This window comes from Streptomyces sp. NPDC018693 (assembly GCF_044391385.1).
Taxonomy (GTDB): Bacteria; Actinomycetota; Actinomycetes; order Streptomycetales; family Streptomycetaceae; genus Streptomyces.
In genome coordinates this window covers 105,644-119,620 of the sequence record NZ_JBIRZZ010000020.1, presented here as the reverse complement: position 1 = coordinate 119,620, position 13,977 = coordinate 105,644, and the positions used below count along the sequence as shown (strand labels likewise).

Below are 13,977 nucleotides of genomic sequence, written 5' to 3'. Positions count from 1 at the left end.
TTTCCCTTCCGGCGGTTCCGACTCTATCAGATCCTCTCGGCGTCTGATTCCCAGTCAGGGGGGTTTGCCTTCCCGGCTGTTGGGCCGTTCCGACGAGTGAGACTTTAGCGGATTCCCGGGCCCCGAGCTAATCGGGGCTGCGTCCTCTCGAACGCGGATTCCTCATTTCGCAAATACGCACGCCAAAGCACACGGCGAACGTGTCGCCGATTGCTGGATGGTACTTGCGGAATGGTTGTCCGGGGACCGACCGCAGTCGGCGCTCACGTCGGACAACCCGGAGAACACTACGTAGCCCGCTCGCCTGTGTCAACCGGCGCCCCCGGCACCACGGTGGTGAAGGCGGCGCGGTAGGCGCGGGGGCTGGTGGCGAGGCGGGTTGCGAAGTGCTGGCGCATCGTGACCTCGCTGCCGAAGCCGGCTCGGCGGGCGACCTCGGGCATGGGGAGGTCGGTGCGTTCGAGGAGTTTCTGGGCGGCGGCCAGGCGCTGGTCGAGGAGCCAGCGGAGCGGGGTCGTGCCGGTCTCGGCGGTGAAGCGGCGGGCGAAGGTGCGCGGGGACATACCGGCGTGGGCGGCGAGATCGGCGACGGTGAGCGGTTGGTTGAGGTGGCGCAGGGCGTGCTCGCGTACGGCGGCGAGGGTGTCGGCGTCCCGGTCGGTGCGGGGCGTGGGGTGTTCGATGAACTGGGCCTGGGTGCCGGTGCGGAAGGGGGCGGTGACCATGGAGCGGGCGATGGTGGCGGCGGCTTCGGCGCCGTGGGTGCGGCGGACGAGGTGGAGGCAGAGGTCGATGCCGGCCGCGGTGCCGGCGGCGGTCCAGATGTTGTCGTCCTCGATGAAGAGGGCGTCGGGGACGATGTCGATGTGGGGGTGGTGGGTGCGTAGGAGGCTGATCAGTCTCCAGTGGGTGATGGCGCGGCGGCCGTCGAGGAGGCCGGCCTGGGCGAGGGTGAAGGCGCCGCCGCAGAGGGCGGCGATGGGTGTGCCGCGGGCGTGGGCGTGGCGGAGGGCGTCGAGGACGGGGGCGGGCGCGGGGGTGAGGTGGTCGTCGAGTCCGGGGACGACGATCAGGTCGGCGCGGGTGAGCCAGGTGAGGACGCGGTCGGGCTGGAGGCTGAGGCCGCCGCGCATGGGAATGGCAGTGGTGCGGTCGGTGGCTACGCGGCGCAGGTCGAAGGCGGGGGCGCCGCGATCGGTCCGGTCGGTGCCCCAGACCTCGGTGATGACGGAGACGTCGAAGGCGCGGATGCCGGGGAAGGCGACGAGGGCGACGCGGTACGGGGCGGCCACGGGTGGCAGTAAACCATCGATCGCTGTCTTCGGTACCTCTGGGGGCGGGGGCGTGGTCGGCGGCAGCATCGTGGTTATGGAGATCGCGGAGAACGCAGTGCTGGTGGTCGTCGATGTGCAGAAGGGCTTCGAGGAGGCCGGGTTCTGGGGGCGGCGGAACAATCCGGGGGCCGATGAGAACATCGCCGCCCTCGTCGACGTATGGCAGGGGTCGGGTCGGCCGGTCGTCTTCGTGCGGCATGACTCGACGAAGGCTCGGTCGCCGTTGCGGCCGGGGCAGGGGGACAATGATTTCAAGGAGTACGTGGAGCGGCGGCGCGGCAAGGGTGCGGGGCCGGAGCTGCTGGTCACGAAGACGGTGAACTCGGCGTTCTACGGGACGCCGGATCTGGACGCCTGGCTGAGGGCGCAGGGGGTCTCGCAGATCGTGGTGGTCGGGATCCAGACCAATATGTGCGTGGAGACGACCGCGCGGATGGGAGGGAATCTGGGGTACGACGTGGTGGTTCCGCTGGATGCCACGCATACGTTCGATCTTGCGGGGCCGTTCGGCTGGCGGCGGACGGCGGAGGAGTTGGCGCAGGCGACGGCCGTGTCGCTGCACGGGGGCGGGTTCGCGCGGGTGGTGACCTCCGAGGAGGTGGTGGCCGCGGCGAAGTGACCGCCCCCGGGGAGGGCCGGGTCAGTCCTTCTTGCCGGAGGCGAGTTGGCGGCTGCGGTCGCGGGCGGCTTCGAGGGCGGCGATGAGGGCGGCTCGTACGCCGTGGTTCTCGAGTTCGCGGATGGCGCTGATGGTGGTGCCGGCGGGGGAGGTGACGTTCTCGCGGAGCTTGACGGGGTGTTCGCCGCTGTCGCGGAGCATCGTCGCGGCGCCGATCGCGGACTGGACGATCAGGTCGTGGGCCTTGTCGCGGGGCAGGCCGAGGAGGATGCCGGCGTCGGTCATGGCTTCTACCAGGTAGAAGAAGTAGGCCGGGCCGGAGCCGGAGAGGGCGGTGCAGGCGTCCTGCTGGGACTCGGGGACGCGCAGGGTCTTGCCGACGGCGCCGAAGATCTCCTCGGCGTGGGCGAGGTGTTCGCCGTTGGCGTGGCTGCCGGCGGAGATGACGGACATGGCCTCGTCGACGAGGGCGGGGGTGTTCGTCATGACGCGGACGACCGGGGTGCCGGCGGTGAGGCGTTCCTCGATGAAGGCGGTGGTGATGCCGGCGGCGCCGCTGATGACGAGGCGGTCGGCGGGGACGTGTGGGGCGAGTTCGTCGAGGAGGGCGCCCATGTCCTGCGGTTTGACCGTGAGGATGAGGGTGTCGGCGGTCTTGGCGGCCTCGGGGTTGCTGACCGGGGTGACGCCGTAGCGGGCGTGGAGTTCCTCGGCGCGCTCGGGGCGGCGGGCGGTGACCAGGAGGTCGGCAGGGGCCCAGCCTGCTCGGATCATTCCGCTGAGCAGGGCTTCGCCGATCTTGCCGGTGCCGAGGACTGCGACTTTCTGTGTCATGGCTGGGGTGTCCTCCGGGGGTGTGCGCGTCGTCCGGGTTCATCCTCGCACCGAGGGGTGGGGTGGGGGGTGGGTGTCCGGTGGGCGGACGTGTGGGTGTCAGGTGGTGCGGCGGCGCAGGGTGGCTGCTCCGAGGCACAGGACCAGCAGGGCGCAGCCGACGACGACCAGGGTGTCGCGTACGAAGGCGGCGGTCATGTCGGTGTGTTCGAGGACTTCGTTCATGCCGTCGACCGCGTAGGACATGGGGAGGACGTCGGAGATGGCCTCCAGGACGGGGTGCATCTTGTCGCGGGGGGTGAACAGGCCGCACAGCAGGAGCTGGGGGAGGATCACCGCCGGCATGAACTGGACGGCTTGGAACTCGGAGGCGGCGAAGGCCGAGACGAACAGGCCGAGGGCGGTGCCGAGCAGGGCGTCGAGGAGGGCGACCAGGAGGAGGAGCCAGGGGGAGCCGGTGACGTCCAGGCCGAGGACCCAGAGGGCGAGGCCGGTGGCGAGGGCGGACTGGATGATCGCGAGGGTGCCGAAGGCGAGGGCGTAGCCGGCGATGAGGTCGCCCTTGCCGAGGGGCATGGCGAGGAGGCGTTCGAGGGTGCCGGAGGTGCGTTCGCGCAGGGTGGCGATGGAGGTCACCAGGAACATGGTGATCAGGGGGAAGATCCCGAGGAGGGAGGCGCCGATGCTGTCGAAGGTGCGGGGGCTGCCGTCGAAGACGTAGCGCAGGAGGGTCAGCAGGAGGCAGGGGACGAGGAGCATCAGGGCGATCGTCCGTGGGTCGTGCCGGAGTTGGCGCAGGACGCGGGCGGCTGTGGCGAGGGTGCGGGAGGGGTGCAGGGCGCGGGCGGGGCCGGCGGTGGGGGGTGCCGGGTGGGTGGTGGTGGGCGTGCTCATGGGGTCTTCTCCTTCGCGTCCTTCGCGCTGGTCGCCGCCTGGTCGACGAGGTGGAGGAAGGCCGCCTCGACCGTGTCGGTGCCGGTGCGGGTGCGCAGGGCGTCGGGGGTGTCGTCGGCGAGGATCTCGCCTTCGCGCATGAGGAGGAGGCGGTGGCAGCGTTCGGCCTCGTCCATGACGTGGGAGGAGATCAGGAGGGTGGCGCCGCGGGTGGCGGCGAGGTGGTGGAAGAGGTTCCAGAGGTCGCGGCGCAGGACGGGGTCGAGGCCGACGGTCGGTTCGTCGAGGACGAGCAGTTCGGGGGTGCCGAGGAGGGCGACGGCGAGGGAGACGCGGCTGCGCTGGCCGCCGGAGAGGTGACCGGCGAGGGCGTCGTGGTGGGAGGTGAGGTCGACCTCGGTGAGGACGCGGTCGACGTCGTGGCGGCGGTCGGCGGTGGAGGCGCCCGGGAAGAGGATCGCGGCGAAGTAGTCGAGGTTCTGGCGGATCGTCAGGTCGTCGTAGACGGACGGGGCCTGGGTGACGTAGCCGATGCGGGTGCGCAGGGTGGGGTGGCCGGCCGGGCGGCCGAGGACGTCGAGGGTGCCGGTGACCTTGGCCTGGGTGCCGACGATGGAGCGCATGAGGGTGGATTTTCCGCAGCCGGAGGGGCCGAGCAGGCCGGTGATCTGTCCGCGCGGGACGGTGAAGGCGAGGTGGCGGAGGACGGTGCGGGGCCCGCGGACGACGGTGAGGTCCTCGGCTCGGACGGCGGGGGTGGCGGGGGCGGCGTTCGGTGTGGGGACGGGGGTGGACTCGTCGGGCTCGTCGGGCGGGCGCGAATTCATCATGTGATGATTAAATTCCCTGAGTGGGGGGTGACGTCAAGTGCTGTGGTCGGCGTGGGCGCGCCGTCGGCGCGGAGGTGCTGCCGTCATGCGTCATCGCCCGGCGAGCGGTCCGGCGGCGGGGCTGACAGTCCTGGACCACGAGGCCGTCCACGGCTACGGCATCGAGGGTGCTCGGGGTACCGGTGCAGCTCGGGGACGGTGGTTCCCCGGCGGTGTCGGTGGCCGTCGTGCAGGGGATGCTCGCCGGGCAGGTGTACCCGGCGGCCGGTGAAGTGGACGAGCCTGTCGGGTCGGCGTGGGCGGGCTCGGTCCCGTGCCAGGACGGGGCGTGGGTGAGAAGGGCGCCTAGGAGCGGCGGCGCTTTTTCGACGGGTTGCCTGTGCGGCGGGAGGTGCGCTTCTCGTGTTGCTTGAGGGCCCTCTCGTACTCCTGGCGGTGGAGCTTCTCGCCGGGGGCCTCGGTGAGCGAGCGGACGAAGTAGGCGAGGAGGGTGCCGACGAAGCCGATGGCCAGCAGGCCGCGCAGGGACGCCTGGCGGTCGGGGTCGTGGCGCCGGGTGAAGCCGTCCCAGGTGTGGCGGAAGGCGAGCGCGCTGCAGATCGCGAACATGGCGACCATCAGGACGGTCACGAAGTCGCCGATGTCGGCGATCGCCAGACCCTCGTAGGCGAAGCGCAGGACGAGGCAGGCGGCCACGGCGGCGGCGAGGGAGCCGACGGCCACGCCGGCGCGCCGGGCCGGATAGCCGCTGTCGTGGTTCACCCAGCTGGTGCCGAAGAAGCGGAGTGGCTCGGGGCGGGGGCCCGAGGTGTCGCCGCCCTGGGAGCCCGCCCGGGTGTCCGAGGTGCCGTTCTCGTCGCTCACGGGACGATTATGGCGCCGGACGAGGGCGGGCCCGCGGGCGGGGCGGCGGGACCTGCCGCGCTCAGGAGACGCAGCGTGAGGCGACGAAGCCGTCGCTGCCGGTGCGCACGTAGGCGTCGGAGACGAACTCGCCGCTGGCGATGTTGTCCCAGATGTTGGAGGTGCCGTAGTAGCCCGACACGTTGGTGCCCGTCGTCTGGCAGTAGATCGGGACCTTGGAGCCCTCGGGCAGGACGCGGACGATGCTGTAGTTCGTGCCCGGGCCGCCGCGGACGTTCAGCCGGACGCCCGGAGCGATCGGGTAGAACGTCACGGCCACCGCCGACGCCGTTTCCAGGGCCTCCGACGCCTCACCGCTGCCGGCGGTCTCCTCGACACGGTCAACAGACATGGTTGTTCTCCCCCCCTCGCGCCCCATGAGTGTCATGGGGCCACGGTGATTCCCCTGAAACGCGACATGAAACACATGTACGCAACTCGTACGCGGAGGCTAGCAAGTCGTGTCGGTCTCGTACGAGTCATCGACTAGGCTCCGTGCGTCGCGCGCGCGAACGAACAGCACGGGGGTGGTCCATGGCGCCACGGCGCAACACCGGGGCGGGCGCGGAAGCGGAACTTCCCGAATACGCCGGCCACTACCTCCTGGAGTCCTGTCTGGGCTCGGGCGGCATGGGCGTGGTCCACCTGGCCCGGAGCACCTCCGGCATGAAGCTCGCGGTGAAGGTCGTACACGCCGAGTTCGCCAGGGATCCCGAGTTCAGAGGCCGTTTCCGGCAGGAGGTGGCCGCCGCGCGCCGGGTCAGCGGGGCCTTCACCGCGCCCGTCGTCGACGCCGATCCGGAGGCCGAACGGCCCTGGATGGCCACCCAGTTCATCCCCGGCCCGACGCTCTCCGACCATGTGAAGCGGAACGGACCCATGGCTCCGGGTGAGGTGCGGCGGCTGATGGCCGGGCTCGCCGAGGCGCTGCGCGACATCCACCGGGTCGGGGTCGTGCACCGCGATCTGAAACCGAGCAACGTGCTGCTCGCCGAGGACGGGCCGAAGGTGATCGACTTCGGCATCTCCCGGCCGAAGGACAGCGAGCTGCGCACCGAGACCGGCAAGCTGATCGGCACGCCGCCCTTCATGGCGCCGGAGCAGTTCCGGCGGCCGCGTGAGGTGGGTCCCGCCGCCGACATCTTCGCGCTGGGGTCGGTCATGGTGCACGCGGCGACCGGGCGGGGGCCGTTCGACTCCGACAGCCCGTACGTCGTCGCCTACCAGGTCGTGCACGACGAGCCCGACCTGGCCGACGTACCGCAGAACCTCGCCCCGCTGGTGCTGCGCTGCCTCGCCAAGGAGCCCGAGGAAAGGCCCACACCGGACGAGCTGATGCGCGAACTGCGGTCGGTGGCGGCGTCGTACGACACCCAGGCGTTCATACCCGCGCAGCGGACGGACGGCGCCGGTGTGGCGGTCGGCGACGGCGCGGCGGCGGACAGCGGTGGGGCGGCGGACAGTGCGGCGCTCGAGCGTGGTGTGGCGTCGGACGGCGGTGCGCACACGCCGCGTCCCCGGCGGCGGACGGCCGGGCGGGTGGCCCTGGTGACCGGGGCGCTGGTGCTGGTCGCCGGAGGGGTCTTCGGCTCGGTCCGGCTGCTGGACGGCCCGCCCGCGTCGGGAGTGGCGGATCCAGGTGCGTCGGCCGCGTTCGAGGGGTGGGAGGCGGGTTCCGTGTCCGGGGCGGCGTCCCTGCCGCAGTGCTCGTACGGGGCGCAGAAGCTGCTGTGCGCCCAGTCGGACGTCGTCTTCGCCCTCGATCCGTCCGACGGCGAGGTGCTGTGGCGGCACCCGGTGACGGCGTCGTACCGGCGTGAGCCACCGCTGCTGTCCGGGGGTCTCGTGCAGCCGCTGGCGGACCACGGCGGGCGGCTGGAGGCGCTCGACCCCGGCACGGGCGAGGCGCGCTGGGAGCAGGGCATGCCCGCGCACATCGGGATGCGGGCCGTCGGCGGCATGCTGATGGTCACCGCCGCCGACGGGACCGTCACGGGCCTGGACAGCGCGACCGGCGAGGAGAAGTGGCGGCACCGGATCCCGGGCCACGACGGCGCGCCGACCTTCTGCTCCTTCGCCGGGGATGCCCTGGCGTATGCGGTCGGCGTGTCCGACACGGGAACCACCAAGGTCACGGCCGTGGATCCGGACACCGGGTCCGTACGGTGGCATGCGGAGCTGAGCGGCACGCTGAAGCCCGTCGGCAGCGAGGACGGGGCGCTGTTCTTCCTCTCGCTCGACCGGAACACGGGGTTCACCGACGCGGTCGTCCGGTACGAGCCCGGGTCCGGGGCGTCCCGCCGGGTGGCGCTGCCGGTGTCCCGGCCGGACCCGGTGGCCGGTGTGCGGGGCGGGGTCGTCTATCTGCTGGCCACGGGTGGGTCGTTGGAGGCGTTCGACACGGGTGCGGGGAAGCGGCTGTGGCATCTGGAGACGGCCGTGACCCGGGGGTCGGCGCCGGTCCGCTCGGGTGACCACGTGTATCTCACGGCCCCGGACGGGCGGCTGCTCGCCGTGGACGCGCGCGACGGGCGGCTCCTCGGGCAGACGCGGCCCCGGCTCGGCGCGAACAGCGACCGTGTGGCGGACTCTCTGCCGGCTCCGGTGGTCGTCGGGGAGCGGGTCCATGCCGGGGCGCCCGACGGGACCGTGTTCGCGGTGGACGGGCGGAATCCCGGCGACTGGTGACGTGGCGTGACGTGGAGAGGGGCCGGCTCCGGTGGGGAGGCGGCCCCTCGTCGTCGTACTACGGCTGTCAGCCGAGCTTGGAGACGTCCCGCACCGCGCCCTTGTCGGCGCTGGTCGCCATGGCGGCGTAGGCGCGCAGGGCGGCGGAGACCTTGCGTTCGCGGTTCTTCGGGGCGTACGTGCCGCCGAGCGCCTGCTCGCGGCGGGCCAGCTCCGTGTCGTCGACGAGCAGGTCGATCGAGCGGTTCGGGATGTCGATGCGGATGCGGTCGCCGTCCTCGACGAGGGCGATGGTGCCGCCGGACGCCGCCTCGGGCGAGGCGTGGCCGATGGACAGGCCGGAGGTGCCGCCGGAGAAGCGGCCGTCGGTGATCAGCGCGCAGGTCTTGCCGAGGCCGCGGCCCTTCAGGAAGGACGTCGGGTAGAGCATCTCCTGCATGCCGGGGCCGCCCTTGGGGCCCTCGTAGCGGATGACGACGACGTCGCCGTCGGTGACCTGCTTGTTGAGGATCTTCTCGACGGCCTCCTCCTGCGACTCACAGACGACCGCCGGGCCCTCGAAGGTCCAGATCGACTCGTCGACGCCGGCGGTCTTCACCACGCAGCCGTCGACCGCCAGGTTGCCCCGGAGGACCGCGAGGCCGCCGTCCTTGGAGTACGCGTGTTCGACGCTGCGGATGCAGCCGTTCTCGGCGTCGTCGTCGAGGGCCTCCCAGCGCTCCGACTGGGAGAACGCCTCCGCCGAGCGGACGCAGCCGGGCGCCGCGTGCCACAGCTCGACGGCCTCGGGGGACGGGGAGCCGCCGCGCACGTCCCAGGTCTTCAGCCAGTCGGCGAGGGACGGGCTGTGCACGGCGTGCACGTCCTCGTTCAGCAGGCCGGCGCGGTGCAGTTCGCCGAGGAGCGCGGGGATGCCGCCGGCGCGGTGCACGTCCTCCATGTAGTACGTGCGGGTCTTGGCCACGTTGGGCGCGACCTTCGCCAGGCAGGGGACGCGGCGGGAGACGGCGTCGATCTGCTCCAGGCCGAACGGGACGCCCGCCTCCTGGGCCGCCGCCAGCAGGTGCAGGATCGTGTTCGTGGAGCCGCCCATCGCGATGTCGAGCGCCATGGCGTTCTCGAACGCCGCGAAGGTCGCGATGGAGCGCGGCAGGACCGTGTCGTCGTCCTGCTCGTAGTGGCGGCGGGTGATGTCCATGACCGTGCGGGCGGCGTCGACGTAGAGCTGCCGGCGGGCCGTGTGGGTGGCCAGGACCGAACCGTTGCCGGGGAGGGAGAGGCCGATCGCCTCGGTCAGGCAGTTCATCGAGTTGGCGGTGAACATGCCGGAGCAGCTGCCGCAGGTCGGGCAGGCGTTCTCCTCGATGCGGAGGATGTCCTCGTCCGAGATCTTGTCGTTCACGGCGTCGGAGATCGCGTCGACCAGGTCGAGCGTGCGGACCGTGCCGTCGACGAGCGTGGCGCGGCCGGCCTCCATCGGGCCGCCGGAGACGAAGACGGTGGGGATGTTCAGGCGCAGGGCCGCCATGAGCATGCCCGGGGTGATCTTGTCGCAGTTGGAGATGCAGACCAGGGCGTCGGCGCAGTGCGCCTCGACCATGTACTCGACGCTGTCCGCGATCAGGTCGCGGGAGGGCAGGGAGTAGAGCATTCCGCCGTGGCCCATCGCGATGCCGTCGTCCACGGCGATCGTGTTGAACTCACGCGGGATGCCGCCCGCCTCGGTGATCGCCTCGCTGACGATCCGGCCGACCGGCTGGAGGTGGGTGTGGCCGGGGACGAACTCGGTGAAGCTGTTCGCCACCGCGATGATGGGCTTCCGGCCGATGTCCGCACCGGGTACACCGGAGGCGCGCATAAGGGCGCGGGCGCCCGCCATGTTGCGGCCGTGGGTGACTGTGCGGGACCTCAGCTCGGGCATCGTCGCTCGCTCCTTTGGACTGGGCTGCCAGAAGACTGGGCTGCCAGAGATTTCTGACTGGAGTCGAGCGTACGCCGGTCATCCAGGGGGCGGGACGGGATGTCCGGTATGCGGGACGGTTGTCTCGGGGGCGGGGGCGGGGGTCGGGGCGGGAGTCGGGGGCAGGATTTGGGGGCGGGGTTCGGGGCGGGCGAGGTATCAGCGGCCGGTGAGGTGGCCCTGCACCACCGGGGCCACGCGCGCGATGATCTGTTCGATGTCCGCCGAGGCCAGCGGCTCCAGTTTGATCACGTACCGCATCATCGCGCACCCGACGAGCTGCGCGGCCGCCAGCTCGGCGCGCAGCTCCGCGTCCGGCACGTCCAGCTGACCGGCGACGCGGCGCAGCAGCTGGGAGGCGACCAGGTGGCGGAAGACGGCGGCGGCGGTCTCGTTGTTCACCGCGGAACGCAGGATCGCCAGCAGGGGTGTACGGGTGGTGGGGTTCTCCCAGACGCCGAAGACGAACCGGGCGAACCGCTCGCCGACCCCGTCCAGCGGGCCCTCGGCGATGGTGTCCGGCGCGTGCAGCGCGGGCGCGAAGGCGACTTCCACGGCCGCCTCGAAGACGCCCTCCTTGGTGCCGAAGTAGTGGTGCACGAGGGCCGAGTCGACTCCGGCGGCCTTCGCGATGCCCCGGACGGACGTCTTGTCGTAGCCGTGCCGGGAGAACTCCGCGCGGGCCGTTTCGAGGATGCGGTCCCGGGTGTCGGCGGGTTCGGTGCGGCGGGGGCGGCCGCGTCGGCGGGGGCGGGGCTCGGAGGCGGGGCCCGGCGTGGGGCCCTGTGGGGGCTGCACGTCGGTCACCGCCGGGGGACCTGCGCTGTCGAGGCCAGGTGCAGTCGGGTGAAGGCCAGTGCTTCGGCCAGGTCGGCCTCGCGTTCGGCGCCGGACATCGCGCGCCGGGTGTTGACCTCGATGACGACATGCCCGTCGAAGCCGGTCAGGGCGAGCCGCTCCAGCAGCTCGGCGCAGGGCTGGGTGCCGCGGCCGGGCACGAGGTGCTCGTCCTTGTTGGAACCCATGCCGTCGGCCAGGTGGACGTGGCCGAGCCGCTCCCCCATGCGGTCGACCATGTGCAACGCGTCCGTACGGGCGGTCGCCGCATGGCTGAGATCGATCGTGAAGTGCCGGTAGTCGTCCTTGGTCACGTCCCAGTCGGGCGCGTAGGCGAGCATCTCGCGGTCGCGGTAGCGCCAGGGGTACATGTTCTCCACCGCGAACCGCACATCCGTCTCGTTCGCCATGCGCCAGATGCCCTGCACGAAGTCGCGCGCGTACTGGCGCTGCCAGCGGAAGGGCGGGTGGACGACGACCGTGGTCGCGCCGAGCTTCTCGGCGGCGGCGCGGGCGCGCCGCAGCTTCGTCCAGGGGTCGGTGGACCAGACCCGCTGCGTGATGAGCAGACAGGGCGCGTGCACAGCCAGGATCGGGATGCGGTGGTAGTCGCTGAGGCGGCGCAGGGCGTCGATGTCCTGACTGACCGGGTCGTTCCAGACCATGACCTCGACACCGTCGTACCCGAGGCGCGCGGCGATCTCGAAGGCCGTCGCCGTCGACTCCGGATACACAGAGGCCGTCGACAGCGCGACCTTCGCATCCGGGATGCGCACCACTGGTTCTGCCACGAGGGACAGCGTACGGGCCCGCGCTGGGGGCCGGGGAGCCGGTTGCGGAGGGCGCGGTGTGGGGCTACGGCAATCGGCCACCCGTGCGTGGCCGGTTCGTCGCCTGGGCGTTTGTTGACCGTGGGCGGTCATCAGCGCCGGTGAGGGCGGGGGTGGGGGCTCGCGTCGCGTCGATGGTGGGGGGTTGGGGGAGGCGGCCGGGTGGTTGGGTGGGGAGGGCTCGGGGGTGGCCTTGGGGAGGGGCCTCGGGGGTGACGGGTGGCGCACTTCACGCGGTGGGGTGGGGCGCCGGATGCCCAAGAGGCACGGGACACCCAAGAGGCACGGGACGCCCAAGGTCCTGTGAGGCCCGGAGGCCCAAGAACCCCAGAGCCCGATCAGCCCGTCACCATGTGGTCCAGCCTCCGCAGGATCACGCCCTCCCGCAGCGCCCAGGGGCAGATCTCCAGCGTCTCCACGCCGAACAGATCCATCGCGCCCTCGGCGACCAGCGCCCCGGCGAGCAGCTGGCCCGCGCGGCCCTCGGAGACGCCGGGGAGTTCGGCGCGCTGGTCGGCGGTCATGCCGGCCAGGCGCGGTACCCAGGCTTCGAGGGACTCCCGCTTGAGTTCGCGCTGGATGTACAGGCCCTCGGCGGAGCGCGCGGCCCCGGCGATACGGGCGAGCTGCCGGAAGGTCTTCGAGGTGGCGACGACGTGGTCCGGCGCGCCGAAGCGGCTGAACTCACCGACCGTACGGGCGATCTGGGCGCGCACATGCCGTCGTAGCGCCCGTACGTCGTCGGGCTCGGGCGGGTCCCCGGGCAGCCAGCCGGCCGTGAGGCGGCCCGCGCCGAGCGGCAGGGACACCGCCGCGTCGGGCTCCTCGTCGATGCCGTAGGCGATCTCCAGGGAGCCGCCGCCGATGTCCAGGACGAGCAGCTTGCCGGCCGACCAGCCGAACCAGCGGCGTGCGGCGAGGAAGGTGAGCCGGGCCTCCTCCGCACCGGTGAGGACCTGGAGCTCGACCCCGGTCTCGGTCTTCACGCGCGTGAGGACGTCATCGGCGTTGGTCGCCTCCCGCACCGCGGAGGTCGCGAACGGCAGCAGGTCCTCGACGCCCTTGTCCTCGGCGGCCTGGAGCGCCTCGTGGACTACGGTGATCAGTTTGTCGACGCCCTCGGGGCCGATCGCGCCGCCGTCGTCGAGCAGTTGCGCAAGGCGCAGCTCCACCTTGTGCGAGTGCGCGGGCAGCGGGCGCGCGCCTGGGTGCGCATCCACCACCAGCAGATGCACCGTGTTCGATCCCACGTCGAGGACACCGAGTCTCATGTAGGGAACGCTACTGCCAGCGGCGCTGTCCTCAGACCTCCGTGCGGTGCCGGGAAGGGATCCGGGCGACTTACCCTGGACGCGTGCCAAAGACGAAAAAGGCGAAGGACGAAAAGACGCCCAAGACGGCGAAGACCGACAAGGCGACCAAATCGTCCAAGGTTCCCTCGCAGGCGAAGTCACCGAAGAAGGCCCAGCCGAAGGCCGAGCAGAAGGCCGACGAGACGGGCCTCGACTTCGCGCGCGCGTGGGTGGAGTTCCCGGATCCGGCGGACGACGAGCAGGTGTTCCGCTGTGATCTGACATGGCTGACCTCTCGGTGGAACTGCATCTTCGGCAGTGGCTGCCAGGGCATCCAGGCGGGCCGCGCGGACGACGGGTGCTGCAGTCTGGGCGCCCACTTCTCCGACGAGGACGACGAGAAGCGCGTCGCCGAGCATGTGGCGCGGCTCACCCCGGAGATCTGGCAGCACCACGACGAGGGCACACGGTCCGGCTGGGTCTCCGAGGACGACGAAGGCTCCCGCCAGACCCGGCCGTACAAGGGCTCCTGCATCTTCCAGAACCGCCCCGGCTTCGCCGGCGGCGCGGGCTGCTCGCTGCACATCCTCGCCCTGAAGGAGGGCCGGGAGCCGCTGGAGACCAAGCCGGACGTCTGCTGGCAGCTGCCGATCCGGCGGACGTTCGACTGGATCGACCGGCCCGACGACACGCGCGTACTGCAGGTGTCGATCGGTGAGTACGACCGCCGCGGCTGGGGCCCGGGCGGCCACGACCTGCACTGGTGGTGCACCTCGGCGACCTCGGCGCACGGCGCGGGCGACCCGGTGTACGTCTCCTACCGCGCGGAGCTGACCGAGCTGATGGGCAAGGCGGGCTACGACCGTCTGGTCGAGCTGTGCGAGGAGCGCCTGGCGTCCCGGCTCCCCCTGCTGGCACCTCACCCGGCGGACCCCACGGACTGATCCCCTCCGGCC

Annotated in this window: 13 protein-coding genes; 3 read left to right on the top strand and 10 right to left on the bottom strand. The window is 71.8% G+C overall.

From position 1 onward, the window contains the following. Positions 1-287: 287 nt before the first annotated feature. On the bottom strand, positions 288-1,292 hold the full coding sequence (locus ACH5AC_RS34300) for a GlxA family transcriptional regulator (protein WP_398866209.1): 1,005 nt from the start codon (positions 1,290-1,292) through the stop codon (positions 288-290). A gap of 76 nt (positions 1,293-1,368) precedes the next feature. On the opposite strand from ACH5AC_RS34300, the gene ACH5AC_RS34295 reads away from it, so the two are divergent. Beyond that, entirely contained in the window at positions 1,369-1,953 is a 585-nt protein-coding gene (locus ACH5AC_RS34295) for a cysteine hydrolase family protein (protein WP_398866213.1), read from the top strand. A gap of 21 nt (positions 1,954-1,974) precedes the next feature. Here ACH5AC_RS34295 and proC read toward each other — a convergent pair whose 3' ends face one another. From proC to ACH5AC_RS34270, 5 genes are all read right to left on the bottom strand, one after another. Beyond that, positions 1,975-2,787, bottom strand: coding sequence for a pyrroline-5-carboxylate reductase (gene proC, locus ACH5AC_RS34290; protein ID WP_398866208.1), 813 nt, complete (start codon positions 2,785-2,787; stop codon positions 1,975-1,977). Between the two features lie 99 nt (positions 2,788-2,886). Beyond that, entirely contained in the window at positions 2,887-3,681 is a 795-nt protein-coding gene (locus ACH5AC_RS34285; RefSeq protein ID WP_398866207.1) for an ABC transporter permease, read from the bottom strand. After that, entirely contained in the window at positions 3,678-4,511 is an 834-nt protein-coding gene (locus ACH5AC_RS34280; RefSeq protein WP_398866206.1) for an ABC transporter ATP-binding protein, read from the bottom strand. Before ACH5AC_RS34280 ends, ACH5AC_RS34285 begins: the two co-directional genes overlap by 4 nt. A 345-nt stretch (positions 4,512-4,856) precedes the next feature. Continuing rightward, the gene (locus ACH5AC_RS34275) at positions 4,857-5,375 is read right to left on the bottom strand and encodes an EamA/RhaT family transporter (RefSeq protein ID WP_398866205.1); all 519 of its coding nucleotides are present in this window, start codon (positions 5,373-5,375) and stop codon (positions 4,857-4,859) included. Positions 5,376-5,436: 61 nt separating this feature from the next. Beyond that, complete coding sequence (locus tag ACH5AC_RS34270; RefSeq protein WP_398866204.1) at positions 5,437-5,766, bottom strand: SH3 domain-containing protein; 330 nt, start codon at positions 5,764-5,766, stop codon at positions 5,437-5,439. Positions 5,767-5,948: 182 nt separating this feature from the next. Here ACH5AC_RS34270 and ACH5AC_RS34265 point away from each other — a divergent pair, with 182 nt between their 5' ends. Continuing rightward, on the top strand, positions 5,949-8,102 hold the full coding sequence (locus ACH5AC_RS34265) for a serine/threonine-protein kinase (RefSeq protein WP_398866203.1): 2,154 nt from the start codon (positions 5,949-5,951) through the stop codon (positions 8,100-8,102). A 67-nt stretch (positions 8,103-8,169) separates the two neighbouring features. Here ACH5AC_RS34265 and ilvD read toward each other — a convergent pair whose 3' ends face one another. From ilvD to ACH5AC_RS34245, 4 genes are all read right to left on the bottom strand, one after another. Beyond that, positions 8,170-10,023 carry a dihydroxy-acid dehydratase gene (ilvD, locus tag ACH5AC_RS34260; protein WP_398866202.1) on the bottom strand — a complete coding sequence of 618 codons (1,854 nt, stop codon included), beginning with the start codon at positions 10,021-10,023 and terminating at the stop codon, positions 8,170-8,172. A 198-nt stretch (positions 10,024-10,221) separates the two neighbouring features. Then, a complete protein-coding gene (locus tag ACH5AC_RS34255) occupies positions 10,222-10,869 on the bottom strand; it encodes a TetR family transcriptional regulator (RefSeq protein ID WP_398866201.1) in 648 nt (215 codons plus the stop codon). Further along, a complete protein-coding gene (locus ACH5AC_RS34250) occupies positions 10,866-11,690 on the bottom strand; it encodes a sugar phosphate isomerase/epimerase family protein (RefSeq protein WP_398866200.1) in 825 nt (274 codons plus the stop codon). Before ACH5AC_RS34250 ends, ACH5AC_RS34255 begins: the two co-directional genes overlap by 4 nt. Before the next feature lie 377 nt (positions 11,691-12,067). Next, the gene (locus ACH5AC_RS34245; RefSeq protein WP_398866199.1) at positions 12,068-13,000 is read right to left on the bottom strand and encodes a Ppx/GppA family phosphatase; all 933 of its coding nucleotides are present in this window, start codon (positions 12,998-13,000) and stop codon (positions 12,068-12,070) included. Between the two features lie 83 nt (positions 13,001-13,083). Here ACH5AC_RS34245 and ACH5AC_RS34240 point away from each other — a divergent pair, with 83 nt between their 5' ends. Continuing rightward, the gene (locus tag ACH5AC_RS34240; RefSeq protein WP_398866198.1) at positions 13,084-13,965 is read left to right on the top strand and encodes a hypothetical protein; all 882 of its coding nucleotides are present in this window, start codon (positions 13,084-13,086) and stop codon (positions 13,963-13,965) included. Positions 13,966-13,977: the final 12 nt, after the last annotated feature.

Excerpts from the sequence above, each read along its gene's own strand:
- ACH5AC_RS34295 (WP_398866213.1), top strand. The coding sequence starts at position 1,369 with ATGGAGATCGCGGAGAACGCAGTGCTGGTGGTCGTCGATGTGCAGAAG.
- proC (WP_398866208.1), bottom strand. The coding sequence starts at position 2,787 with ATGACACAGAAAGTCGCAGTCCTCGGCACCGGCAAGATCGGCGAAGCC.
- ACH5AC_RS34285 (WP_398866207.1), bottom strand. The coding sequence starts at position 3,681 with ATGAGCACGCCCACCACCACCCACCCGGCACCCCCCACCGCCGGCCCC.
- ACH5AC_RS34280 (WP_398866206.1), bottom strand. The coding sequence starts at position 4,511 with ATGATGAATTCGCGCCCGCCCGACGAGCCCGACGAGTCCACCCCCGTC.
- ACH5AC_RS34270 (WP_398866204.1), bottom strand. The coding sequence starts at position 5,766 with ATGTCTGTTGACCGTGTCGAGGAGACCGCCGGCAGCGGTGAGGCGTCG.
- ACH5AC_RS34265 (WP_398866203.1), top strand. The coding sequence starts at position 5,949 with ATGGCGCCACGGCGCAACACCGGGGCGGGCGCGGAAGCGGAACTTCCC.
- ilvD (WP_398866202.1), bottom strand. The coding sequence starts at position 10,023 with ATGCCCGAGCTGAGGTCCCGCACAGTCACCCACGGCCGCAACATGGCG.
- ACH5AC_RS34245 (WP_398866199.1), bottom strand. The coding sequence starts at position 13,000 with ATGAGACTCGGTGTCCTCGACGTGGGATCGAACACGGTGCATCTGCTG.